Raw genomic sequence first — 22,750 nt, 5'->3', positions numbered from 1 at the left:
CTCGATAGAGGGAGTCCGCGATGAGCGCACCCGACGGCAGCCCGGTCGGCGCCGAACGCAGCATCGGCCAGCTGTTCGCCTCGGCGACCACCGAGATGTCGGCGCTGGTGCACGACGAGATCGCGCTGGCCAAGGCGCAGCTCAAGCAGGACGTGAAGCGCGGTGCCACCAGCGGCGGCGCGTTCATGGTGGCCGGCGCCGTTCTGGTGTTCTCGCTGCCGATGCTCAACTTTGCCCTGGCGTACGGCATTCGTACCTGGAGCGACTGGAACCTCGCGATCTGCTTCCTGCTGTCCTTCGCGGCGAACGTCCTCATCGCGGTCGGCCTGGCGATGATCGGCGTCGTCTTCGCGAAGAAGGCCAAGAAGAGCAAGGGCCCGCAGAAGGTCGCCGCGTCCATGAAGGAGACGGCGGGCGTCCTGCAGAAGGCCAAGCCCCACCCGCGGACCGCACCGGCCCTGGAGGACCGCTCCCCCGCGGCCATCGAGGCTGTGGCACGCTCGTCGTCATGACGGACCCCGCCACTGCCTCGGTCGTACGGCCCGACGGTCCCTGGACCCATCGCGACGTCGCGGCCAATGGTGCGCGCTTCCACATCGCCGAGATGGGCGACGGGCCGCTCGTCCTGCTGCTGCACGGCTTTCCGCAGTTCTGGTGGACCTGGCGGCACCAGCTGCCGGCCCTCGCCGACGCCGGTTTCCGGGCCGTCGCCATGGACCTGCGCGGCGTCGGCGGCAGCGACCGCACCCCGCGCGGCTACGACCCCGCCAACCTCGCCCTCGACATCACCGGCGTGATCCGCTCCCTCGGCGAGCCGGACGCCGCGCTGGTCGGCCACGACCTGGGCGGCTACCTGGCGTGGACGGCGGCCGTGATGCGCCCGAAGCTGGTACGGCGGCTCGCGGTCTCGTCCATGCCGCACCCGCGACGGTGGCGCTCGGCGATGCTCTCGGACGTCAAGCAGACGACCGCCGGTTCCTACATCTGGGGGTTCCAGCGCCCCTGGATCCCCGAGCGTCAGCTCACCGCCGACGACGGGGCGCTGGTGGGCCGGCTCGTGCGGGACTGGTCCGGGCCGCGGCTGCCGGACGACGAGGCGGTGGAGACGTACCGGCGCGCCATGAGCATCCCCTCGACCGCGCACTGCTCGATCGAGCCGTACCGCTGGATGGTGCGGTCAATGGCCCGCCCCGACGGCATCCAGTTCAACCGGCGCATGAAGCGGCCGGTGCGGGTGCCGACGCTGCATCTGCACGGCTCCCTCGACCCCGTGATGCGCACCCGCAGCGCGGCCGGCTCCGGCGAGTACGTCGAAGCCCCGTACCGCTGGCGGCTGTTCGACGGTCTCGGCCATTTCCCGCACGAGGAGGATCCGGTCGCCTTCTCCGCCGAGTTGGTCAACTGGCTGAAGGATCCCGAACCCGATCGGTGACCGTGCCGATGCGCCCGGTATCCGGACCTGAACACCTGTACTACGAACAGCCAAATGCCCGGCGCATAGGCCAATTGGGGGCCCTGGGGGCGGTTATCGACCTTGGGGCAGGGGCACACGTCGGGGTATGGGCTGGACGCACGACTACAGTGACGCAGCACGCAATCGCCGCTCGGGCAACGCCCTGAGCTCCCACCAGCGGGGCGCCGCCCCGCAGATGGCGGGCAGCGACCTCCGGGTGGGAATCCCACGCATCCTGCGCCGCCGGGCCCGCTGGGTCTCGGTACGCCTGCGTCACCCGCGCGGCTGAGCGCCCGAGCCCCTCGCGGGCCTGCGGCGCGCGGCTGTTGCCGTGGACCGAGGACCTACAACGCGCAGCTGTCGCTGTCGACCTGCTGGTTGGCGGTGCGCCCGGCGGTGATGTCCTCCTGGATCTCGTCCACCGTCAGCGCGTAGCCGGTGTCGGCGTCGTCGAGGGACTTCGCGAAGACCACGCCGTACACCTTGCCCTCGGGGGTGAGGAGCGGGCCGCCGGAGTTGCCCTGGCGGACGGTCGCGTACAGCGAGTAGACGTCACGGTGCACGGTGCCGCGGTGGTAGATGTCCGGGCCGTTGGCGGGGATACGGCCGCGGACGCGCGCGGCGCGGACGTCGTAGGCGCCGTTCTCCGGGAAGCCCGCGATGATCGCGCCGTCGCCGCTGCGGGCGTCCGTGGAGGTGAACTGGAGCGCGGGCGCGTCCAGATCGGGGACGTCGAGTACGGCGATGTCGCGCTTCCAGTCGTAGAGGACGACCGTCGCGTCGTACTTGCGGCCCTCGCCGCCTATCTGGACGGTGGGTTCGTCGACGCCGCCCACGACATGGGCGTTGGTCATCACGCGGCGGTCGGAGTAGACGAAGCCGGTGCCCTCCAGGACCTTGCCGCAACTCTCCGCGGTGCCCACGACCTTGACGATGGAATTCTTCGCGCTGGTGGCGACGGCGCTGCTGGCGAGGGCCGGGTCGGGCGGCTGGACCTCGTTGATGGGCTCGTTGGAGAACGGGCTGAAGACCTGCGGGAAGCCGTTCTGCGCGAGGACCGCGGAGAAGTCCGCGAACCAGGTGTCGGCCTGCGCGGGCAGCGCCCGTGACACCCCGAGCAGCACCTTGGAGTTACGGACCTCCTTGCCGAGCGTCGGCAAAGTGGTGCCGGCCAGAGCCGAGCCGATCAGCCAGGCGACCAGGAGCATCGCGACAACGTTGACCAGGGCGCCGCCGGTCGCGTCCAGGGCGCGGGCCGGGGACCAGGTGATGTACCGGCGCAGCTTGTTGCCGAGGTGGGTGGTCAGGGCCTGGCCGACGGAGGCACAGACGATGACGACGACCACGGCGACGACCGCCGCGGTCGTGCTGACCTCGGCGTTGTCCGTCAGGGCGTCCCAGATGACCGGGAGCAGGTAGACGGCGACGAGGCCGCCGCCGAGGAAGCCGATCACCGACAGGATGCCGACGACGAAGCCCTGGCGGTAGCCCACGATCGCGAACCACACGGCGGCGACCAGCAGCAGGATGTCGAGCACGTTCACCGCTTCAAGCCTCGCCTCGTCACTTCACGGCCCCCCGGATTACACAGCACGGCGCCCACCCTGTCATGACCGCCAGTCCAGCGGGACCTGCCTGTCCCGGTCCCAGGGCCGCTCCCAGCCCGCGAAGTGGATCAAGCGGTCGATGATCCCCGCGGTGAAGCCCCAGACGAGGGCCGATTCGACCAGGAATGCCGGACCTTTGTGGCCGCTGGGATGGACGGCTGTGGCGCGGTTGGCGGGGTCCGTGAGATCCGCCACGGGGACCGTGAAGACCCGGGCGGTCTCGTTCGGATCGACGACGCCGACCGGGGTCGGCTCGCGCCACCAGCCCAGCACCGGGGTGACGACGAAGCCGCTGACCGGGATGTACAGCCGGGGCAGGACGCCGAAGAGCTGTACGCCCGCCGGATCGAGCCCGGTCTCCTCCTCGGCCTCGCGGAGAGCGGCCCGCAGGGGTCCGTCGGCCTTCGGGTCGCCGTCCTCGGGATCGAGGGCGCCGCCGGGGAAGGAGGGCTGGCCGGCATGGGAGCGCAGGGAGCTGGCCCGCTCCATGAGCAGCAGCTCGGGCCCGCGCTCGCCGTCGCCGTCACCCTCGCCGAACAGGATCAGAACGGCGGACTGGCGTCCCGCCCCGCTCTCCGGCGGCAGGAAGCGGCTCAGCTGCACCGGCTGGACCGTCTCCACGGCGTGCACCACCGGGTCGAGCCAGGCGGGCAGGCCGTCCTTGCTGAGCACCACCGGCCCGCCCTGGGTATTGCTCGCGCGTGTCATCGCCACCCCCGTCGTTCTGCCGTGTCCAACGCCGGGCCGCACCGAGATCGTTCCTGGGCCGGACCCTGAGATCGACCCTGAGATCGACCCTGAGATCGGCCCTGGGGTCGAGCCTGAGATCGGCCCTGAGACCGAGCCTGAGCTCGGCCTGAAGGGCAGCCCCGGGACGGCCCCTGAACAGGCCCGCCGGGCCGACGACGCAGCACCGCCCGGCCCCGCCTGCGCGCGCGGCCCGTCATCCGGCCCCCAGCGGCGGGGCCGGTTTGCCGCCCGCGTCCAGGTAGGACTGCGGGGGGTTCAGACGCTGGCCCGGGAAGCCGCCCTTCTCGTACTTGAGGAGCTTCTTCGCCTTCTCCGGGTCGGTCTCGCCCTCGCCGTACGCCGGGCAGAGCGGGGCGATGGGGCAGGCGCCGCAGGCGGGCTTGCGGGCGTGGCAGATGCGGCGGCCGTGCCAGATCACGTGGTGGGAGAGGTCCGTCCAGTCGCTCTTGGGGAACAGCGCGCCGACGGCCGCCTCGATCTTGTCGGGGTCGGTCTCCTCGGTCCACCGCCAGCGCCGCACGAGCCGCTGGAAGTGCGTGTCGACGGTGATGCCGGGCCGCCCGAAGGCGTTGCCGAGGACGACGAAGGCGGTCTTGCGGCCGACGCCGGGCAGTTTGACGAGGTCCTCAAGACGGCCGGGCACCTCACCGCCGAAGTCCTCCGTCAGCGCCTTGGACAGCCCTATGACCGACCTGGTCTTGGCCCGGAAGAACCCGCACGGGCGCAGGATCTCCTCGACCTCCTCCGGGTTGGCGGCGGCCAGGTCCTCGGGCGTCGGGTACTTGGCGAAGAGTGCGGGGGTCGTCTGGTTGACGCGCAGATCGGTCGTCTGGGCGGACAGGACCGTGGCGACCACCAGCTGGAAGGGGTTCTCGAAATCCAGTTCGGGGTGGGCGTACGGGTAGACGTCCGCGAGCTCGCGGTTGATACGGCGGGCACGACGGACGAGCGCGGTACGCGACTCCTCTTTCGGAGCCTTGCTCGCTGCCGTCTTAGGAGCCTTGCCCGCGGCCGACTTCCTGACCGGCGCAGCCTTCTTCACAGGGGCACCCTTTGTCGCTTTTGCCGTTTTCTTTCCGCCACCGGGGTCCTGTTCGCCCACAGCGGAATCTCGACGTACAACCACCCGCCCAGCCCCCTTGGCCTGTGCTCTCACCGGCGATTTGGACACCCGGCCAGCCTAAAGCCCGGCACCGACATCCGCCCCGGCCCCTGAAGATCAGCCCCCAATTGGACCCCTGCCGCTTACCTCGGGACACCTGTGCGGCATCCTTGTGACAGATCACACTGTTTGGACCGTCCGGCAAAATGGGGAACACGGTCCCCTGGTACCAAGGGGGAGCAAGATCCCCTGAGCAGGTCGACAAGGAGAGAACTCGTGGACGACGTTCTGCGGCGCAACCCGCTCTTCGCGGCACTCGACGACGAGCAGTCCGCGGAACTGCGCGCCTCCATGAGTGAGGTGACCCTCGCACGTGGCGACTCCCTGTTCCACGAGGGCGACCCGGGTGACCGGCTCTATGTCGTCACCGAGGGCAAGGTCAAGCTCCACCGCACTTCCCCCGACGGCCGCGAGAACATGCTCGCCGTCGTCGGCCCCGGCGAGCTCATCGGCGAACTGTCGCTCTTCGACCCGGGCCCGCGCACGGCGACCGCCACCGCGCTGACCGAGGTCAAGCTGCTCGGCCTCGGCCACGGCGACCTCCAGCCCTGGCTGAACGCCCGCCCCGAGGTGGCCACCGCACTGCTGCGCGCCGTGGCCCGGCGCCTGCGCCGCACCAACGACGCGATGTCCGACCTCGTCTTCTCGGACGTCCCCGGCCGTGTGGCCCGCGCCCTGCTGGACCTCTCCCGTCGCTTCGGCGTGCAGTCCGAGGAGGGCATCCACGTCGTCCACGACCTCACGCAGGAGGAGCTGGCCCAGCTGGTCGGCGCGTCCCGCGAGACCGTGAACAAGGCCCTCGCCGACTTCGCCCAGCGCGGCTGGCTGCGCCTGGAGGCGCGCGCGGTGATCCTGCTGGACGTGGAGCGCCTCGCGAAGCGGTCCCGCTGACGCTCGGCCTCGGCGCCTTACTGCTGCTTCAGGGCCCGTCCTCTCATGAGGCGGGCCCTGTTCGCGTGACCGCCTCCCGGGCCCCCGGCCCGAGCGGCCTCGTCCTCAAGCGCCGGACGGGCTGAACGCAGCAGGCCGCGCCGAAAAATGCGCCGCCCCGGCCGCCCCGCCGGGGCACAGTTGCTCCATGGCCGAAACCGTTCAGCGCCCCGGACTCGATCCCCAGGGCTGCATCGAGCGCGAGGGATCGCTCGGGCGCGTCACCCACTCCTTCCGCCCGGTCGTCGCCGCCGCACGTGACCGGCTGCTCGACGCGTTCGGGGCACGTATGGACAGCGCGTACCTCTACGGGTCGATTCCGCGCGGCACCGCGCGCGTGGGGCGCAGCGACCTCGACCTGCTGGTCGCGCTGCGCGCGGAGCCGACCGACGCCGACCGGGAGGCCGCCCGGGTGCTCGGCGAGGCGCTCGACAAGGAGTTCGCGCAGATCGACGGCGTAGGCACGCTCCTGTACAGCCGGACGCGGCTGCTGAGCGACCTGGAGACGTACGACCTGGGCTGGTTCGTCGCCTGCCTGTGCACGCCGCTGCTCGGCGAGGACCTCGCCGAGTACCTGCCGCGCTACCGGCCCGACTCGCTGCTCGCCCGGGAGACCAATGGGGACCTGGCCCTCCTGCTCCCCCGCTGGCGCGAACGGATCGCCGCTGCCGAGGACTCCGAACAGGCCCGCAGACCGCTCGTCCGGTACATGTCCCGCCACCTCGTCCGCACCGGATTCACGCTCGTCATGCCCCGTTGGAACGGCTGGACCAGCGACCTGACGGAGATGGCCGCGGCGTTCGGCGCGTACTACCCCGACCGGGCGGAGCAGGTGCGCGCGGCGGCCGCCCTCGGCTGTGCGCCGACCGGCGACCCGGCCGTACTGCGCTCCTACGTCGACGACTTGGGCCCGTGGCTCGCCGCCGAGTACGCGCGCGTGCACGGCGTAAAGACACCGCGCCCCGACTAGACGAGCCCGTGCTCCGACAAGTAGTCCAGCTGCGCCCGCACCGACAGCTCCGCCGCCGGCCACAGGGAACGGTCGACATCCGCGTACACGTGGCGGACGATCTCCTCGGGCGTCCGGTAGCCGTCCTCGACCGCCGTCTCGACCTGGGCGAGGCGGTGGGCGCGGTGGGCCAGGTAGAACTCGACGGCGCCCTGGGCGTCCTCCAGGACCGGCCCGTGGCCCGGCAGCACCGTGTGGACGCCGTCGTCGACCGTGAGCGAGCGCAGCCGGCGCAGTGAGTCCAGATAGTCGCCGAGACGGCCGTCGGGATGCGCCACGACGGTCGTTCCACGCCCCAGGACGGTGTCTCCGGTCAGGACCGCGCGGTCGGCCGGGAGATGGAAGCACAGGGAGTCCGCGGTGTGCCCGGGCGTCGGTACGACCTTCAGCTCAAGACCGCCGACCCGCACCACGTCCCCGGCGCCCAGCCCTTCCTCCCCCAGCCGCAGCGCCGGGTCCAGCGCGCGCACCTTCGTGCCGGTCAGCCCGGCGAAACGCGCGGCGCCCTCGGCGTGGTCGGGGTGACCGTGCGTCAGCAGGGTGAGGGCGATGCGCTTGCCGGCCTGCTCGGCGGTGTCGACGACATTGCGCAGATGGCCCTCGTCGAGCGGCCCCGGGTCGACCACGACCGCGAGTTCGGAGCCCGGCTCGGACAGGATCCAGGTGTTCGTGCCGTCCAGGGTCATCGCGGAGGCGTTGGGCGCGAGGACGTTCACCGCGCGCGGGGTGGCGGGGCCCGAGAGGACCCCGCCGCGCGGCCGGCCGGGCAGGGTGCTTGCGTCCGTCATGCGGGGGCTCCACCGGTCGGGATGTGCTTGGTGAACTCGTCGTGCCCCGGCCAGGTGAGCACGATCTCGCCGTCCGCCAGGTACGCCTGTGCCAGGACGGGGGTCATGTCCCGCCCGGGGGCGGCCGCGAGCGCCTCGGCGGCCGTGCCGTACGGCGCGAGCTGGCGCAGGGTGGCGATCGTGGGCGGCATCATCAGCAGCTCGCCCTTGTCGTACGAGGCCGCCGCGCCCGTCGGCTGGATCCACACCGTGCGGTCGGCCTCCGTGGAGGCGTTGCGGGTGCGCTGCCCCTTTGGGAGAGCGGCCACGAAGAACCATGTGTCGTAGCGCTTGGGCTCGAACTCCGGGGTGATCCAGCGCGTCCAGGCACCCAGCAGGTCGGAGCGCAGGACCAGGCCGCGGCGGTCCAGGAACTCGGCGAAGGACAGGTCACGGGCGACCAGGGCCGCGCGGTCCGCCTCCCAGTCCTCCCCCGTGGTGTCGCCGACGACGGCATCGGGGGCGGGGCCGGCGAGCAGGACGCCCGCCTCCTCGTACGTCTCCCGCACCGCCGCGCAGACGATCGCCTGGGCCCCCGTCTCGTCCACGCCGAGCCGCTGCGCCCACCACGCGCGCGTGGGGCCCGCCCAGCGGACGTGGTGCTCGTCGTCACGGGGGTCGACGCCGCCGCCGGGGTACGCGTACGCGCCGCCGGCGAAGGCCATGGAGGCGCGTCTGCGGAGCATGTGGACGGCGGGGCCGGTGCCGGTGTCCTTCAGCAGCATGACGGTGGCCGCGCGCTTGGGGGTCACCGGAGTGAGGGTGCCCTCCGCGAGCGCGCGGATGCGGTCGGGCCACTCCGCGGGATACCACTGACCGTTCGCCATGTGCGGAGGCTATCTCGGGGTGCGCGGATGTTCGAGAGGTGCCCGGAGTGAGGGGTGGGGGTCGGGTCCACTGCCCCGGCCCCCACCGAGCCCGCACGGGCCGCCGGAGGCGTTACGCCTCGACGAGCTCCACCTGCACCTCGACCTCGACCGGCGCGTCCAGCGGCAGCACGGCCACGCCCACCGCGCTGCGCGCGTGGACGCCCTTGTCGCCGAGTACCTCGCCGAGCAGCTCACTGGTGCCGTTGATGACACCCGGCTGCCCCGTGAAGTCCGAGGCGGACGCCACGAAGCCCACGACCTTCACCACGCGCGCGATGCGGTCCAGGTCACCGACGACGGACTTGACCGCGGCAAGGGCGTTGAGCGCGCACGTACGGGCAAGCTCCTTCGCCTCCTCCGCCGTGACCTCCGCGCCGACCTTCCCGGTGACCGGAAGCTTGCCCTCCACCATGGGCAGCTGACCGGAGGTGTACACGTAGACGCCCGACTGCACGGCCGGCTGGTACGCGGCCAGCGGCGGCACGACCTCCGGAAGCGTCAGACCCAGCTCGGCCAGCCGAGCCTCCACCGCGCTCATGCCTGCTTCTCCCGCTTCAGGTAGGCCACGAGCTGCTCGGGGTTGTTCGGCCCGGGCACGACCTGGACGAGCTCCCAGCCGTCCTCGCCCCAGGTGTCCAGAATCTGCTTCGTGGCATGGACGAGCAGCGGCACGGTTGCGTATTCCCACTTGGTCATGTGGCCGACTCTAGCCCCTGCCGCCCCCGCGTCCGGCCGCCCCCGTCCCCACCCCGCGCGCACGTTGTCCACAGCCTCCGGCGTGATCCGGCGGCCGACTGGTTAGGCTCGAAGACGTGAGCAGGCTCCAGGTCGTCAGCGGCAAGGGCGGGACCGGAAAGACCACGGTCGCCGCAGCGCTCGCGCTCGCTCTCGCCACCGAGGGGAAGCGGACGCTTCTCGTCGAGGTCGAGGGCAGGCAGGGCATCGCACAGCTCTTCGAGACGGAGGCGCTGCCTTATGAGGAACGGAAGATCGCCGTAGCGCCGGGCGGCGGGGAGGTGTACGCCCTCGCCATCGACCCCGAACTGGCCCTACTGGACTACCTCCAGATGTTCTACAAGATGGGCGGCGCGGGACGGGCGCTGAAGAAACTCGGCGCCATCGACTTCGCCACCACCATCGCCCCGGGCCTCAGGGACGTTTTGCTGACCGGCAAGGCGTGTGAGGCGGTCCGACGCAAGGAAAAGAACGGCCGGTTCGTCTACGACTACGTCGTCATGGACGCCCCGCCCACCGGCCGCGTCACGCGCTTCCTGAACGTCAACGACGAGGTCGCCGGCCTCGCCAGGATCGGCCCGATACACAATCAGGCGCAGGCCGTGATGCGGGTGCTGAAGTCGTCGGAGACGGCCGTGCACCTGGTGACGCTGCTGGAGGAGATGCCGGTCCAGGAGACGGCGGACGGCATCGCCGAACTGCGGGCGGCCCGGCTGCCGGTGGGCCGGGTCATCGTGAACATGGTGCGGCCGCAGGTGTTGGACGCGGCCGACCTGGAACTCGTACGCAGCACGCCCCGTACGGCCCTCGCGCAGTCCCTGTCGGCGGCCGGCCTCGGCGGTGCGCGGCGCGGCGGGCACGCGGAGCGGCTGGTGGACCCGCTGCTGGCGCAGGCCGAGGAGTATGCCGAGCGGTACACGCTGGAGCACGAGCAGCGCGCCGTCCTGGCCGAACTCGGCCTGCCGATGCACGAACTGCCGCTGCTCGCCGAGGGACTGGACCTGGCGGGGCTGTACGAACTGGCCACCGAGCTGCGAGAGCAGGGGATGAAATGAGCCCGGACGCCCACACAGGTGCCCATCACCACCTCACCCCGGCCCGCGGCCTGGACGTCGATCCGCTCCTCGACGACGCCAAGACGCGGATCATCGTGTGCTGCGGCTCGGGCGGCGTGGGCAAGACGACCACCGCTGCGGCCCTCGGCCTGCGCGCGGCCGAGCGCGGCCGGAAGGTGGTGGTCCTCACCATCGACCCGGCCCGCCGTCTCGCGCAGTCCATGGGCATCGACTCGCTCGACAACACCCCACGCCGCGTGAAGGGTGTCGAGGGCGAGGGCGAACTGCACGCGATGATGCTCGACATGAAGCGCACCTTCGACGAGATCGTCGAGGCGCACGCGGATCCCGAGCGGGCGGCCGCGATTCTGGGCAACCCCTTCTACCAGTCGCTCTCGGCGGGCTTCGCGGGCACGCAGGAGTACATGGCGATGGAGAAGCTGGGCCAGCTGCGGGCGAAGGACGCCTGGGACCTGATCGTCGTGGACACGCCGCCGTCGCGCTCCGCGCTGGACTTCCTCGACGCGCCCAAGCGCCTCGGGTCGTTCCTCGACGGCAAGCTGATCCGCGTCCTGCTGGCACCCGCCAAGGTCGGCGGCCGGGCCGGGATGAAGTTCCTGAACGTCGGCATGTCGATGATGACCGGCGCCCTCGGCAAGCTGCTCGGCGGGCAGCTGCTGAAGGACGTGCAGACGTTCGTGGCGGCGATGGACTCGATGTTCGGCGGGTTCCGTACGCGCGCGGACGCGACGTACAAGCTGCTTCAGGCGCCCGGGACGGCGTTCCTGGTGGTCGCGGCGCCGGAGCGGGACGCGCTGCGCGAGGCCGCGTACTTCGTGGAGCGGCTGGCCGCCGAGGACATGCCGCTCGCGGGTCTGGTGCTCAACCGTGTCCACGGCAGCGGCGCCGACCGGCTGTCGGCCGAGCGGGCGCTCGCCGCCGCGGAAAATCTTGAGGAGTCCCGCATTGTCGATCAGGACGGCGGGAAAGCTGGACTTCGTAACTCTCCCGACACGTACGGCAGTTCAGAATCTCCCGCTCCCGAGGCACCGCCCGAAGCCACCGAGGAAGGCTCCCCCGCCGCCACGGACGTCGAGCGCCTCGGCGACCCGGACCCCGCGCGCCCCGTCGACCAGCTCACCGCAGGCCTGCTGAGGCTGCACGCCGATCGTATGCAGTTGCTCTCCCGCGAGCAGCGCACGCGTGATCGCTTCACCGCGCTCCACCCCGAGGTGGCGGTGGCCGAAGTGGCCGCGCTGCCCGGCGATGTGCATGACCTCGCGGGGCTGCGGGACATCGGAAACCGGCTGGCGGCCGGCCGACCGGAGCTGCCCAACCCCGGTGCCGGCGCGTGAGGGGGAATCCCCTCAGCTCACCGCCGCGTAGTTCTCGTAGACATCGTCGTCGTCGAGGGGCACCAGGCCCACTCCGCGCTCGTACTCCGTACGAGCCGTCTCCAGCAGCCGGCGCCAGGAGGTGACGGTCGGCCGCCTGCGCAGCAGTGCGCGACGCTCCCGCTCCGTCATGCCTCCCCACACGCCGAACTCGACGCGGTTGTCGAGCGCATCGGCCAGACATTCCGTGCGTACCGGACATCCGGTGCACACTGCCTTGGCCCTGTTCTGCGCTGCTCCCTGAACGAACAGTTCATCCGGATCGGTAGTGCGGCAGGCCGCCTGCGCACTCCAGTCGGTTACCCAGCCCATACCGGCGCCGTCCTCTCCCGAATCGAGGCTCCCCCACGGCGGCAGCGGCATATTCACCGCCGCCAGTTGAGGACGTTACGGAAGGTGGGCACAGCGCAACACCCCCAGCGGGCCCAATCTTGAATGGCCCGAACGGACTATGCGTAAGCGGCAGATCACCCGGGGGAGTGAGCTGGTGACATGCGTGATCATCCCGGCAAAGCGGGACAGTTCAGTTGAGTCACAACGGGCGCCAGGTGACACACAAGGCGGATTCGGACACGTTCCCATCAAAAAAGTGATGGCCGACCGGAACGATTCGGGGTCGCCGGACGTATTGATACGTAGCCCTACTGCTGTGACAGTTGAGAGCAGCTTAGGCCAAGGCATATACGCGTGTCCGGCGAATGAGAACGTAGGCTGCCCCCATGCCAAAGAAGCGCTCGGGCGGTGGTCTGTCGCCAACGCAGCAGGCCGCCAAGTTCCTCGGTGTCAGTGTGCTCGCGGGAGCCGTCCTGGCAGGCATCGCCCTGCCCGCGGTCGGCGCGCTGGGGCTGGCCGCCAAGGGCTCGGTCGAGAGTTTCGACGAGCTCCCGGCCAACCTCAAGACGCCACCGCTGAGTCAGCGCACCACGATCCTCGACGCCAAGGGCGGCACGATCGCCACGGTCTACTCGCGCGACCGCACGGTGGTCGACCTCAAGGACATCTCGCCGTACATGCAGAAGGCGATCGTCGCGATCGAGGACGCCCGCTTCTACCAGCACGGCGCGGTCGACCTGAAGGGCGTCCTGCGCGCGCTGAACCGCAACGCGCAGAGCGGCGGGGTCTCCGAGGGCGCCTCCACGCTCACCCAGCAGTACGTCAAGAACGTCTTCGTCGAAGAGGCCGGCGACGACCCGACGAAGGTCGCGCAGGCCACCCAGCAGACCCTCGGCCGCAAGATCCGCGAACTGAAGTACGCGATCCAGGTCGAGGAGGAGCTCGGCAAGAAGAAGATCCTTGAGAACTACCTGAACATCACGTTCTTCGGCCAGCAGGCCTACGGCGTCGAGGCCGCCGCCCAGCGCTACTTCTCCAAGTCGGCCAAGGACCTGAAGCTGGACGAGGCCGCGCTGCTCGCCGGCATCGTCCAGTCGCCGTCGCGCTACGACCCGGTCAACGACGAGGCCGAGGCCACCAAGCGGCGCAACACCGTGCTCCAGCGCATGGCCGACGTCGGCAACGTCTCCCAGGCGGAGGCCGACGCGGCCAAGGAGAAGCCGCTGGGCCTGAAGGTCAGCAAGCCCAAGAACGGCTGCATCACCGCGGTCAAGGGCGCGGGCTTCTTCTGCGACTACGTCCGCGCGGTGTTCCTGCAGGACCCGGTCTTCGGCAAGACCAAGGAGGCCCGGGCCAAGATCTGGAACCAGGGCGGTCTGACGATCCAGACGACCCTCGACCCGCAGGCTCAGGACTCGGTCCAGCAGTCGGTCAAGGACCACGTCTACAAGAGCGACGACGTGGCGACCGCCGCGACGATCGTCGAGCCCGGCACCGGCAAGATCCTCGCCATGGGCCAGTCCCGCCCGTACGGCTTCGGCAAGAACGAGACGCAGATCAACCTCTCCGTCGACGCGGCCATGGGCGGCGGCGCGGGCTACCAGCCCGGTTCGACGTTCAAGCCGATCGTGGCCGCGGCGGCGCTTGAGGGCGGCACGCCGGCGAACAAGGTGTACCGGTCGCCGTACGAGATGGACTACCCGAGCCCGGTCTCGGCCTGCGACGGCAAGACCTGGAACGAGTCGGGCGTCCCGGTCGCCAACGAGAACGAGTCCGAGGTCGGCCCGTACGACATGAAGGAAGCGACCGCGAAGTCGGTCAACACCTACTACATCGAATTGATCAGCGAGATCGGCATCTGCCCGGTCACGGAGATGGCCGGGAAGATGGGCGTCGAACGCGCGAACGGCGCCAAGATGGACCAGGCCCCCTCCATCGCCCTCGGCACCCAGGAGATGTCCCCGCTGACCATGGCGAACGGCTACGCCACCTTCGCCGCCCGCGGCATGTACTGCACGCCGGTCGCCATCGAGTCGATCACCCAGCGCGTCGGCGGCAAGACCAAGTCGCTTGAGGTCCCCAAGTCGACCTGCTCGCGCGCGATGTCCGAGCAGACCGCCGACACCATCAACACCCTGCTGCGGGGCGTGGTCGAGGACGGTACGGGCCAGCAGGCAGGGCTCAGCGGCCGCGCCAGCGCGGGCAAGACCGGTACGACGGACGAGCGCTACGCCGCCTGGTTCGTGGGCTACACGCCGAACATGGCCGGCGCGGTCTGGGTCGGCGACCCCGCGCACAAGCGGAAGATGCAGGACATCACGATCGGTGGCGTCTGGCACGAGAAGGTCTTCGGTGGCCAGGTCCCCGGCCCGATCTGGAACGCCATGATGACCGGCGCGCTGGAGGGCAAGGAAGCGCCCGAGTTCAACCTCGTCAACATCCCCCCGAGCGACAAGGGCGACCGGGACCGGGATGACGACGACAACGACAACGGCAACGGCGACGAGAACGGCAACGGCAACGGCGGTCTCATCGGCGGCCTGGTCGACGGCGGCACCAGCACCGGCTCGGACGGCGGCACGACGACCCCGGATCCGACGTTCTCGATCCCGGAGGACTTCTTCCAGGGCCAGACGAACAGCGGTAACGGCACTGGGGGGCGGGACTGAGGTCCGTACTCCCGGGATTGAGGCTCCCCCGGATTAAGGCTTCCGTACTCCTGGATCAAGGCTGCGGCCCCTTTCCCTCTGCGGAGGGGAAGGGGCCGTAGGTCTCTCCGGCACCGGGGTCGGTCAGCCGGCGAGCAGCTTCTTCACGGCGGCGGCGACTCGGCCGCCCTCGGCCAGGCCGGCCACCTTCGGGTTCACGATCTTCATGACGGCGCCCATGGCCCGCGGCCCCTCGGCGCCGGCCGCCCTGGCCTCCTCGACGGCCTGGGCGACGATCCGCTCCAGCTCCTCGTCGCCGAGCTGCTTGGGCAGGTACTCGGCGAGCACCTCGCCCTCCGCCTTCTCCCGCTCGGCCGACTCGGGACGACCACCCTGGGCGAAGGCGTCCGCGGCCTCGCGGCGCTTCTTCGCCTCCTTGGTGATCACCTTCAGCACCTCGTCATCGGAGAGCTCGCGCTTCTCCTTGCCCGCGACCTCCTCCTTGGTGATCGCGGCGAGCGTCAGCCGGAGCGTCGAGGAGCGGAGCTCGTCGCGCTCCTTGATCGCGGCATTGAGGTCGTCCTGCAGCTTCGACTTGAGCGTGGTCATGGGGTCGATTGTCGCAGGTGCAAGGGGAACGGTGCCCGTTGATTTCCGTGGCGGGGCGCTTGAGGGGCGGCCGGGCACGGGAGTTGGGCGCCGTCTGACACGATGGAGGTATGCGCGCGCGATACGGAGTACCTCTGGGGATCGCGGCGGCTGGCGCCGCCGGACTGCTCTATTCGGCGGGTTTCGAGGCCCGCTCCTTCCGTCTGCGACGGGTGACGGTCCCCGTCCTCCCCACCGGGATGCGCCCCCTGCGCGTGCTCCAGGTCTCCGACATCCACATGGTGAGCGGACAGCACAAGAAGCAGCGCTGGCTGCGCTCGCTGGCCGGCCTGCGCCCCGACTTCGTGATCAACACGGGTGACAACCTCTCCGACCCCGAGGGCGTGCCGGAGGCCCTGGACGCGCTCGGCCCGCTGATGGAGTTCCCCGGCGCGTACGTCTTCGGCTCCAACGACTACTACGGCCCCAAGCTGCGCAACCCCGCCCGCTACCTGCTGGAGAAGGCCCAGGGCCGCCACGGCCTGAACGGCAACCCGCCCGCCGTCGGCGTGATCCACAACCCGTGGGAGGGCCTGCGGGACGGCTTCGACGAGGCGGGCTGGCTGAACCTGACCAACACGCGCGGCACCCTGAAGGTCGAGGGCGTGTCGGTGGAGCTGACGGGCCTGGACGACCCGCACATCAAACGCGACCGCTACACCGAGGTCGCGGGCGGCCCGTCCGGTACGGCGGACTTCTCGATGGGCGTGGTGCACGCGCCGTATCTGCGCGTACTGGACTCCTTCACGGCCGACGGCTACCCCCTGCTGCTGGCGGGCCACACGCACGGCGGCCAGCTGTGCATCCCCTTCTACGGCGCCCTGGTCACCAACTGCGACCTGGACACGGACCGGGTGAAGGGCCTGTCCACGCACACGGCGGAGGGCCGCACGTCCTACCTCCACGTCTCGGCGGGCTGCGGCACGAACCGCTACACCCCGTTCCGCTTCGCCTGCCCGCCGGAGGCTACGCTGCTGACGTTGGTGGAGCGCGGCTGACGTTCCCCTGGGATGGAGATCGGCGGGGTTAACCCGCACGGCCCGCCCGTATCGCCCCATTCATCCCCCCTGCTTAGCGTGAGGGCATGACCGCCCCCATACCCAGGGACATCCCGGATCTGCCCGCCGTTCCGGGCATGCCCGCGCTGCTGCCCTCGCCCGTCCCCGCCACGGCGGTGGTGGCCCCCGTACGCCGCCGCCCGGCCGCCCTGTACCGCCTGCTGATCGCCCTGGCGGCGGCCGGCGCGGTGACGCTGGAACTCCTCCTCGGCAGCCCGCTGCGGGTCCTGAGCTACTTCACGATCCAGAGCAACATCCTGCTGGCCCTGGTCATGCTCCTCGCGGCCCGCCGCGCCTGGACGGCCCGCCGCCCCTTGTCCCCGGCCCTGACGGGCGCGGCCCTGCTCTACGTCACGATCACGGGCCTCGTCTACCACCTGCTCCTGGCGAACACGTCGAGCCCGTTCTCCATGACCGGCGACACGGCGCCCCCCACGGGCTGGCACGCCGTGGCCAACCACGTCCTGCACACAGCCACCCCGATCGCGGCCCTCCTGGACTGGCTCCTGCTGACGGCCCCCGGCGGCCTACGCCTGCGCCACGCCGCGACCTGGCTCCTCTACCCCCTGGCCTACCTGGCGTTCTCCCTGCTCAGAGGCGAACTCCTGCTCCCCGGAGCCGACGGCCGCTACCTCTACCCGTTCCTGGACGTGGACCTGCACGGCTACAAGAGCGTCCTCGGCAACGCCCTCCTCCTCGGCCTCTCCATCTACGCCCTCGCCGTCCTCTTCGTAGCCCTCGACCACACCCGCCCGAACCCCGTCCGCCACCGCGCCCACCACCGCGCCAAAACTGGATTTCGTCTCCAGCCACCGGTGGGCTAAAGTAAACGACGTCGCCGCGACAAGCAGCGACAATCGGGGTGTAGCGCAGCTTGGCAGCGCGCTTCGTTCGGGACGAAGAGGTCGTGGGTTCAAATCCCGCCACCCCGACAGCTGTAACACCAGGTCAGGGGCCTGATCCGTGGAAACGGGTCAGGCCCCTGAGTGGTTTTCGGGGGACCTTGGTGCCGAACCCGCTGCCAGCGCCGCGGCCGTCAACGATGTCAGGGACAGGGTCGTGAACAGGGCTGTGTAGCTGCCGAGTTCGTGGGCGAGGGCTGCGCCGGCGAAGGGGGCCAGCGCGGCGGCGAGGGTGGCGGGGGCCGTGAGGGTGGCGGAGAGGGTGGCGTAGTGGGTGGTGCCCCAGCGGTCGGTTACGGCGGTGGCCTGGAGGAGGGTGAGGTTGCCTCGGACCATGCCTGCGGTGACGGAGAGGGCCAGGAGGAGGGGGTAGGGGGCGGGGACCAGGGCCAGGGACAGGGTGGTGGCTCCGCCGGCGGCGATCAGGAGCACCGTGCGGGTGGTGACGGTGGTGCGGCGGGCGAGGGGGGCGTAGAGGGTGCGGCCCAGGGTCTGGCCCGCGCCGCCCAGGGCCAGGGCCCAGGCTGCGGCCGTCGGGGGGTGGCCGCGGGCGATCATGAGGGGGACCAGGGCGATGACTACGGCGTACATCGCGAAGCTGTTCAGGGTCATGGCCGCGGCCAGGAGGTGGAAGGGGCGGGTGCGTATTACCGAGCGGCCGTCGGATGGTTTGAGGGTTCGGGGTGCCGGGGGCCATTCCGCTCGTAGCGCCAGTGCGTGTGCCGGGATTGTGATCGCTGCGAGGACCAACGCCAGCACCGTGTACGTGGCGCGCCAGCTCAGGTGTTCCGACAGGGCGGCGGTCAGGGGGGCGAAGGCCGTGGAGGCCAGGCCGCCGGCGAGGGTGACGATGGTCAGGGCCCGTACGCGGTGTTCGCCCCACCAGCGCGTCAGCGCCGCGAAGGCCGGTTGGTAGAACGTCGCCGCCATGGAGACCCCGGCCAGCAGCCAGGCCGCTGTGAAGGTCGCGAGGGTGGGGGCGTGGGCGACGGCCAGTATCGCGAGGACGCCCAGGACGGAGCCTGTGGTCATTACGGCGCGGGGGCCCCGGCGGTCCAGGATGCGACCCACGGGGATGCCGGCGAGGGCCGAGACCAGGAGGGCGGCGGAGAAGGCGGCCGTCGTGTTGGTGGTCGACCAGCCGGTTTCTGCGGTGATCTGTGGGTTCAGGACCGGGAACGCGTAGTAGACGACTCCCCAGCCGGTGATCTGGGTGGCGCAGAGGGCGGGCAGGGCGGCGCGGGGCCGTGACCGGTTCCCCGTGCCGGTCGCGGCCCCGCTGGTGTCCAGGTCGGTCATCGGTGGGTCAGCAGCAAGTGTCGGCCGTGGTGGGGGGTTGGTTCTTGGTGAGGGTGTCGGCGTCGCCCTTCACCACGTACACCTCCCAGGGTTCCCGGCCGGGGGCCTGGACCCAGACCTTGTCCTGGAGGGCGTAGCAGCACGTGGTGTTCTCTTCCTCGGTCGTGGTCAGGCCGGACTTGGCGAGACGCGTGGTGGCCGTGTGGACCGCCTCCGTCGTCTCGACTTCCACGCCTAGGTGGTCCAGGCGGGTGTCCTCGTCCGGTGTTCCTTCGATCAGGACCAGCTTGAGCGGGGGCTCGGTGACGGCGAAGTTGGCGTAGCCGTCGCGGAGTTTGGCGGGGGCGGTGCCGAACAGCTTGGTGTAGAAGGCGACCGAGGCGGTCAGGTCTGGGACGCGTAGGGCCAGTTGAACTCGGGACATGGCGTACCTCCAGTTGGGTCAGCAGCCGCCGGACGTGGCCGGGGCGCCGATGCCGATCTGTACGGTGGCCGGGGCCGCGCAGCAGCCGCCGGACTGCGCTGCCTCGGGCTCGTCGTACAGGCCCGCGCCACCGCACACGCCGGTCTCGGGCAGGGTCAGTTCGACGCGTTCTGCCGCCTCGCGGTCGCCGGCCAGCGCGGCAGTGATGGAGCGGACCTGCTCGTAGCCCGTCAGGGCGAGGAACGTGGGCGCGCGGCCGTAGGACTTCATGCCGACCAGGTAGATGTCCTGTTCGGGGTGGGAGAGTTCGCCCACGCCGTGCGGGTAGACCGTGCCGCAGGAGTGGACGTTGGGGTCGATGAGCGGGGCCAGAGCGGTCGGGGCCTGGAGGCGCTCGTCGAGGCCGAGGCGGACCTCGGAGAGGAAGGAGAGGTCCGGGCGGAAGCCGGTCAGCACGATGATCTCGTCCACCGGGGGCAGGCTGCGGCCGTCCTCGGCGGCCAGGATCAGCCGGTCGCCGTCGCGTTCCACGGACTGGGTGCGGAAACCCGTGACCGCGCTCGCGTGGCCGTCCTCCACCGCGGACTTGGCACGCAGGCCGAGGGCGCCGCGGGCGGGGAGCTGGTCGGCCTCGCCGCCGCCGTAGGTGTTGGCGCCGATGCCGCGGCGCAGGATCCACACCGCGTGCGTGCCGGCCTCCTCCTCGGCCAGGTCGGCGAGGAGGGCCAGCGCGGTGAAGGCGGAGGCGCCGGAGCCGATGACGGCGGTGCGCTTGCCCGCGTAACGGGCACGTACGGCCGGGTCCTTGAGGTCGGGGACGCGGTGGGAGACGCGGTCGGCGGCCGCCTTCTCGCCGAGGGCCGGGAGTCCGTCGGCACCCATCGGGCTCGGGGTCGACCAGGTGCCGGAGGCGTCGATCACGGCACGCGCGGTGATCCGCTCCTCGCGGCCGTCCGTCCCCAGCAGGTGGACGGTGAACGGCTGCTCCTCGCGGTCGGCGTCGACGATGCGGTCGCGGCCCGCGCGGGCGACACCGGTGACGGTGGTGCCGTAGCGGACCTTGTCGCCGAGGACGTCGGCGAGCGGCTGGAGGTAGTGCTCGGCCCAGTCGCCGCCGGTCGGGTAGGCCGCGCCGTCGGGGCGGACCCAGCCGGTGGGGGCGAGGAGCTTCTCGGCCGCGGGGTCGGTGACCTCGGCCCATGGGGAGAACAGACGGACGTGCGCCCAGTCCCGTACGGCCGTGGCGGCGGTGGGGCCGGCCTCCAGCACCAGTGGTTCCAGGCCGCGCTCGACGAGGTGGGCGGCGGCGGCCAGTCCGACGGGGCCCGCGCCGATGACGACGACCGGCAGCTGGTCGGTGGTGGGCGCGCTCTTCACGGATACAGCCACTGGACTCCCCTTTGCTTCGACGTTTGTCGATGGCCTGCGCCGCCAGCATGGCACCTGATTCGACGAGCGTCAACATAGACATTTGTCGAAGTCGAGGGTCGCGGAATCCAGGAATCCCGGGACCCTGCCCCTTGCTTCGACGTGTGTCAACATAGATGCATGTCAAACACCAAGGTGCTGCCGCTGCTCGACGACTCCGACGCCGTCGCACCCTGCTGCCCACCGCTCACCGAGCGGCCGTTCACCGCGGAGGAGGCCGAGACGGCCGCGCGGATGTTCAAGGCCCTCGGCGACCCGGTGCGGCTGCGGCTGTTCTCCGCGGTCGCCTCGCACGAGGGCGGCGAGGCGTGCGTGTGCGACATCTCCGACGTGGGGGTCTCGCAGCCGACCGTCTCCCACCACCTGAAGAAGCTCAAGGAGGCCGGGCTGCTGACCTCCGAGCGGCGCGGAACCTGGGTGTACTACCGGGTCGAGCCGTCCGTACTGGCCGCGATGGGCAGGCTCCTGCTCGTCACGCCGGCCGCCGCCTGACCGGCGAGCAGGGCGGTGAGCAGGGCGGTGATCTCGCGCGCGGCCCGGCGGGCGGGGCGGCCGACGCCGATCACCGCCGCCCGGCACGTCCCGGTCACTCCGCCGCGCCCCGCCCCGGCAGGAAGATCAGCGCCACCAGCGCCAGCCCGACCACGGCGCCGATCATCTGCATGCCGATGAAGCCCGCGAGGGAACCCGGCGCGATGCCCGCGAACGTGTCGCTGAAGGTGCGGCCGATGGTCACCGCGGGGTTGGCGAAGGACGTCGACGAGGTGAACCAGTACGCGGCGCCGATGTAGGAGGCGACGGCCACGGGGGCGTAGCGGAGTTGGCCGGTGCGGGCCAGGCCGAAGATCAGCAGGATCAGGCCGGCGGTGGCGACCACCTCGCCGAGCAGCAGATGCCCGGCGGAGCGGTCGTGCGTGGACCACTCCACGAGGGGCTCGCCGAACATGGCGTCCGCCAGGATCGCGCCCGCGATCGCGCCCGCGATCTGCGCGGGCACGTACACCGCGGCCTCGCGGGTCGTCACGCCCGTGCCGGCGCGCCGGCCCGTCCACCAGTCGGCCAGCGTGACCACGGGGTTGAAGTGCGCGCCGGAGACCGGGCCGAGCAGGAGGATCAGGATGCCGAGGCCGAAGACGGTGGCCAGGGAGTTGGCCAGCAGCTGCACGCCCACGTCCGTCGTCAGCGCGGTGGCCTGGATACCGGAGCCGACCACGACCGCCACCAGCAGGGCGGTGCCTATGAGTTCGGCGGAGACGCGGGCGACGAGCGGGGTACGCGGCGGGGCGGCGGCCGGCGCGGGTGCGGGAGCCGCCGGCGCGGACTGCGCGGTCGGGGCGGCTTCGGCGGGGGTCATGGGCAGGCCCTCTTGTTCTCTGCGGCGGTACGAGCGGACTCGGCCAGGTCGGCGAACTGACCGGCGAGGGAGGCGATGACGTCGGGCTTGAGTCGGTAGTACGTGAACCGGCCGCAGGGCTCCGTCTCGACGACTCCTGCCTCGCGCAGCACTCTCAGGTGGTTGGAGAGGTTGGTCTGCTTGGCTCCGGTCTCCTCCACCAGGTGGGTGGTGCACAGCGTCTCTTTGGCGAGCAGGGTCACGATCCGGAGCCTGAGCGGGTCGGCCAGTACCCGGATCAGGTCAGTGTCGACTGACGTCATCATGGGCTGATACTGTCACATCAGTGGTGACTGACACCATCGGGTGCTGATGTCATCCACGCCTGATGCCGCCGTGAGACAAGAGAGAGCCTCCGATGTCCGACAAGCCCTCCGTGCTCTTCGTCTGCGTCCACAACGCCGGCCGCTCCCAGATGGCCGCCGCGTGGCTGACCCATCTGGCCGGGGACCGCGTCGAGGTCCGCTCCGCCGGCTCCAACCCGGGCGAGCACGTCAACCCGGCCGCCGTCGAGGCGATGCGGGAGGTCGGCATCGACATCTCCGCCGAGGTGCCGAAGATGCTCACCGTGGACGCCGTCAAGGAGTCCGACGTCTGCATCACCATGGGCTGCGGCGACACCTGCCCCGTCTTCCCCGGCAAGCGCTACCTGGACTGGCAGCTGGAGGACCCGGCCGGCCAGGGCGTCGAGGCCGTCCGCCCGATCCGGGACGAGATCAGGGTGCTGGTCGAGGGCCTGATCAAGGAGATCGCGCCGGAGCCGACGGTCTGAGCACGGCGACGGACGTCCGCAACGTAGCCGGGTACGCCCACCCACACCGACACC

General features: G+C 70.9%; 26 protein-coding genes and 1 tRNA gene. 13 read left to right on the top strand and 14 right to left on the bottom strand.

The window, feature by feature from the left end; all coding sequences use genetic code 11:
- Window positions 1-20 precede the first annotated feature (20 nt).
- The 3 genes from AB0Q90_RS28660 (at window position 21) to AB0Q90_RS28650 (ending at window position 1,742) form a co-directional block, all read left to right on the top strand.
- Window positions 21-512 carry a phage holin family protein gene (locus AB0Q90_RS28660; protein ID WP_363161033.1) on the top strand — a complete coding sequence of 164 codons (492 nt, stop codon included), beginning with the start codon at window positions 21-23 and terminating at the stop codon, window positions 510-512.
- Entirely contained in the window at window positions 509-1,432 is a 924-nt protein-coding gene (locus tag AB0Q90_RS28655) for an alpha/beta hydrolase (protein WP_363161034.1), read from the top strand. Before AB0Q90_RS28660 ends, AB0Q90_RS28655 begins: the two co-directional genes overlap by 4 nt.
- A 127-nt stretch (window positions 1,433-1,559) precedes the next feature.
- Window positions 1,560-1,742, top strand: a complete 183-nt coding sequence (locus AB0Q90_RS28650; RefSeq protein ID WP_363161035.1) for a hypothetical protein — start codon at window positions 1,560-1,562, stop codon at window positions 1,740-1,742.
- 55 nt (window positions 1,743-1,797) lie between these two features.
- Here the strand turns inward: AB0Q90_RS28650 and AB0Q90_RS28645 are convergent, their stop codons facing one another.
- From AB0Q90_RS28645 to nth, 3 genes are all read right to left on the bottom strand, one after another.
- Window positions 1,798-2,997, bottom strand: coding sequence for a MarP family serine protease (locus AB0Q90_RS28645; protein ID WP_363161036.1), 1,200 nt, complete (start codon window positions 2,995-2,997; stop codon window positions 1,798-1,800).
- A 63-nt stretch (window positions 2,998-3,060) separates the two neighbouring features.
- Entirely contained in the window at window positions 3,061-3,768 is a 708-nt protein-coding gene (locus AB0Q90_RS28640; protein WP_363161038.1) for a CoA pyrophosphatase, read from the bottom strand.
- Between the two features lie 235 nt (window positions 3,769-4,003).
- Entirely contained in the window at window positions 4,004-4,936 is a 933-nt protein-coding gene (gene nth, locus AB0Q90_RS28635; RefSeq protein ID WP_363161039.1) for an endonuclease III, read from the bottom strand.
- A 252-nt stretch (window positions 4,937-5,188) separates the two neighbouring features.
- On the opposite strand from nth, the gene AB0Q90_RS28630 reads away from it, so the two are divergent.
- Together AB0Q90_RS28630 and AB0Q90_RS28625 are read left to right on the top strand one after the other, a co-directional pair.
- A complete protein-coding gene (locus tag AB0Q90_RS28630) occupies window positions 5,189-5,863 on the top strand; it encodes a Crp/Fnr family transcriptional regulator (RefSeq protein ID WP_015658871.1) in 675 nt (224 codons plus the stop codon).
- Between the two features lie 187 nt (window positions 5,864-6,050).
- Window positions 6,051-6,872, top strand: a complete 822-nt coding sequence (locus AB0Q90_RS28625) for a nucleotidyltransferase domain-containing protein (protein WP_363161040.1) — start codon at window positions 6,051-6,053, stop codon at window positions 6,870-6,872.
- Here the strand turns inward: AB0Q90_RS28625 and AB0Q90_RS28620 are convergent.
- From AB0Q90_RS28620 to AB0Q90_RS28605, 4 genes are all read right to left on the bottom strand, one after another.
- Window positions 6,869-7,699 (bottom strand): MBL fold metallo-hydrolase, encoded by an 831-nt coding sequence (locus AB0Q90_RS28620; RefSeq protein WP_363161041.1) that lies wholly within the window; start codon window positions 7,697-7,699, stop codon window positions 6,869-6,871. The genes AB0Q90_RS28625 and AB0Q90_RS28620 overlap by 4 nt on opposite strands.
- On the bottom strand, window positions 7,696-8,565 hold the full coding sequence (locus AB0Q90_RS28615) for an NUDIX hydrolase (RefSeq protein ID WP_363161042.1): 870 nt from the start codon (window positions 8,563-8,565) through the stop codon (window positions 7,696-7,698). The genes AB0Q90_RS28620 and AB0Q90_RS28615 overlap by 4 nt, the downstream gene beginning before the upstream one ends.
- Window positions 8,566-8,677: 112 nt before the next feature.
- Window positions 8,678-9,145: a RidA family protein gene (locus tag AB0Q90_RS28610; RefSeq protein WP_363161043.1), complete on the bottom strand. Its 468-nt coding sequence runs from the start codon at window positions 9,143-9,145 to the stop codon at window positions 8,678-8,680.
- Window positions 9,142-9,303, bottom strand: coding sequence for a DUF4177 domain-containing protein (locus AB0Q90_RS28605; protein ID WP_003975360.1), 162 nt, complete (start codon window positions 9,301-9,303; stop codon window positions 9,142-9,144). Before AB0Q90_RS28605 ends, AB0Q90_RS28610 begins: the two co-directional genes overlap by 4 nt.
- Window positions 9,304-9,419: 116 nt before the next feature.
- Between AB0Q90_RS28605 and AB0Q90_RS28600 the strand changes: the two genes are divergently transcribed.
- A complete protein-coding gene (locus tag AB0Q90_RS28600; RefSeq protein ID WP_363161044.1) occupies window positions 9,420-10,397 on the top strand; it encodes an ArsA-related P-loop ATPase in 978 nt (325 codons plus the stop codon).
- Window positions 10,394-11,752: an ArsA family ATPase gene (locus AB0Q90_RS28595; protein ID WP_363161045.1), complete on the top strand. Its 1,359-nt coding sequence runs from the start codon at window positions 10,394-10,396 to the stop codon at window positions 11,750-11,752. Before AB0Q90_RS28600 ends, AB0Q90_RS28595 begins: the two co-directional genes overlap by 4 nt.
- 12 nt (window positions 11,753-11,764) lie before the next feature.
- Here AB0Q90_RS28595 and wblA read toward each other — a convergent pair whose 3' ends face one another.
- On the bottom strand, window positions 11,765-12,103 hold the full coding sequence (gene wblA / locus AB0Q90_RS28590) for a transcriptional regulator WblA (RefSeq protein WP_363161047.1): 339 nt from the start codon (window positions 12,101-12,103) through the stop codon (window positions 11,765-11,767).
- A gap of 407 nt (window positions 12,104-12,510) precedes the next feature.
- Here wblA and AB0Q90_RS28585 point away from each other — a divergent pair, with 407 nt between their 5' ends.
- Window positions 12,511-14,793: a transglycosylase domain-containing protein gene (locus AB0Q90_RS28585; protein ID WP_363161048.1), complete on the top strand. Its 2,283-nt coding sequence runs from the start codon at window positions 12,511-12,513 to the stop codon at window positions 14,791-14,793.
- Between the two features lie 123 nt (window positions 14,794-14,916).
- On the opposite strand, the gene AB0Q90_RS28580 is transcribed toward AB0Q90_RS28585, so the two are convergent.
- The gene (locus AB0Q90_RS28580; protein WP_363161050.1) at window positions 14,917-15,381 is read right to left on the bottom strand and encodes a GatB/YqeY domain-containing protein; all 465 of its coding nucleotides are present in this window, start codon (window positions 15,379-15,381) and stop codon (window positions 14,917-14,919) included.
- A gap of 110 nt (window positions 15,382-15,491) precedes the next feature.
- Here AB0Q90_RS28580 and AB0Q90_RS28575 point away from each other — a divergent pair, with 110 nt between their 5' ends.
- The 3 genes from AB0Q90_RS28575 to AB0Q90_RS28565 all read left to right on the top strand — a co-directional run bounded on the left by AB0Q90_RS28575 (window position 15,492) and on the right by AB0Q90_RS28565 (window position 17,410).
- On the top strand, window positions 15,492-16,418 hold the full coding sequence (locus AB0Q90_RS28575) for a metallophosphoesterase (RefSeq protein WP_363161051.1): 927 nt from the start codon (window positions 15,492-15,494) through the stop codon (window positions 16,416-16,418).
- A gap of 86 nt (window positions 16,419-16,504) precedes the next feature.
- The gene (locus AB0Q90_RS28570) at window positions 16,505-17,302 is read left to right on the top strand and encodes a Pr6Pr family membrane protein (protein ID WP_363161052.1); all 798 of its coding nucleotides are present in this window, start codon (window positions 16,505-16,507) and stop codon (window positions 17,300-17,302) included.
- 34 nt (window positions 17,303-17,336) lie between these two features.
- A tRNA-Pro gene (locus AB0Q90_RS28565) sits at window positions 17,337-17,410 on the top strand.
- Between the two features lie 42 nt (window positions 17,411-17,452).
- Here AB0Q90_RS28565 and AB0Q90_RS28560 read toward each other — a convergent pair.
- Genes AB0Q90_RS28560 through AB0Q90_RS28550 form a run of 3 tightly spaced genes read right to left on the bottom strand, consistent with a single transcriptional unit; the run spans window position 17,453 to window position 20,492 of the window.
- On the bottom strand, window positions 17,453-18,679 hold the full coding sequence (locus AB0Q90_RS28560; protein WP_363161053.1) for an MFS transporter: 1,227 nt from the start codon (window positions 18,677-18,679) through the stop codon (window positions 17,453-17,455).
- Between the two features lie 7 nt (window positions 18,680-18,686).
- Window positions 18,687-19,103: an ArsI/CadI family heavy metal resistance metalloenzyme gene (locus AB0Q90_RS28555; RefSeq protein ID WP_363161054.1), complete on the bottom strand. Its 417-nt coding sequence runs from the start codon at window positions 19,101-19,103 to the stop codon at window positions 18,687-18,689.
- 18 nt (window positions 19,104-19,121) lie between these two features.
- On the bottom strand, window positions 19,122-20,492 hold the full coding sequence (locus AB0Q90_RS28550; protein ID WP_363161055.1) for an FAD-dependent oxidoreductase: 1,371 nt from the start codon (window positions 20,490-20,492) through the stop codon (window positions 19,122-19,124).
- A gap of 159 nt (window positions 20,493-20,651) precedes the next feature.
- Here AB0Q90_RS28550 and AB0Q90_RS28545 point away from each other — a divergent pair, with 159 nt between their 5' ends.
- Complete coding sequence (locus tag AB0Q90_RS28545) at window positions 20,652-21,023, top strand: metalloregulator ArsR/SmtB family transcription factor (RefSeq protein WP_363161056.1); 372 nt, start codon at window positions 20,652-20,654, stop codon at window positions 21,021-21,023.
- A 94-nt stretch (window positions 21,024-21,117) separates the two neighbouring features.
- Here AB0Q90_RS28545 and AB0Q90_RS28540 read toward each other — a convergent pair whose 3' ends face one another.
- The gene (locus tag AB0Q90_RS28540; RefSeq protein ID WP_363161057.1) at window positions 21,118-21,885 is read right to left on the bottom strand and encodes an aquaporin; all 768 of its coding nucleotides are present in this window, start codon (window positions 21,883-21,885) and stop codon (window positions 21,118-21,120) included.
- Entirely contained in the window at window positions 21,882-22,190 is a 309-nt protein-coding gene (locus AB0Q90_RS28535; protein WP_363161058.1) for a metalloregulator ArsR/SmtB family transcription factor, read from the bottom strand. Before AB0Q90_RS28535 ends, AB0Q90_RS28540 begins: the two co-directional genes overlap by 4 nt.
- Window positions 22,191-22,282: 92 nt before the next feature.
- On the opposite strand from AB0Q90_RS28535, the gene AB0Q90_RS28530 reads away from it, so the two are divergent.
- Window positions 22,283-22,696, top strand: a complete 414-nt coding sequence (locus AB0Q90_RS28530; RefSeq protein ID WP_363161059.1) for an arsenate reductase ArsC — start codon at window positions 22,283-22,285, stop codon at window positions 22,694-22,696.
- The last annotated feature ends 54 nt before the right edge of the window (window positions 22,697-22,750 follow it).

The organism is Streptomyces sp. NPDC079141, assembly GCF_040686775.1.
Classification (GTDB): domain Bacteria; phylum Actinomycetota; class Actinomycetes; order Streptomycetales; family Streptomycetaceae; genus Streptomyces.
Note: the sequence above shows the minus strand (reverse complement) of the source record. Positions and strands in the feature narration are given on the sequence as shown.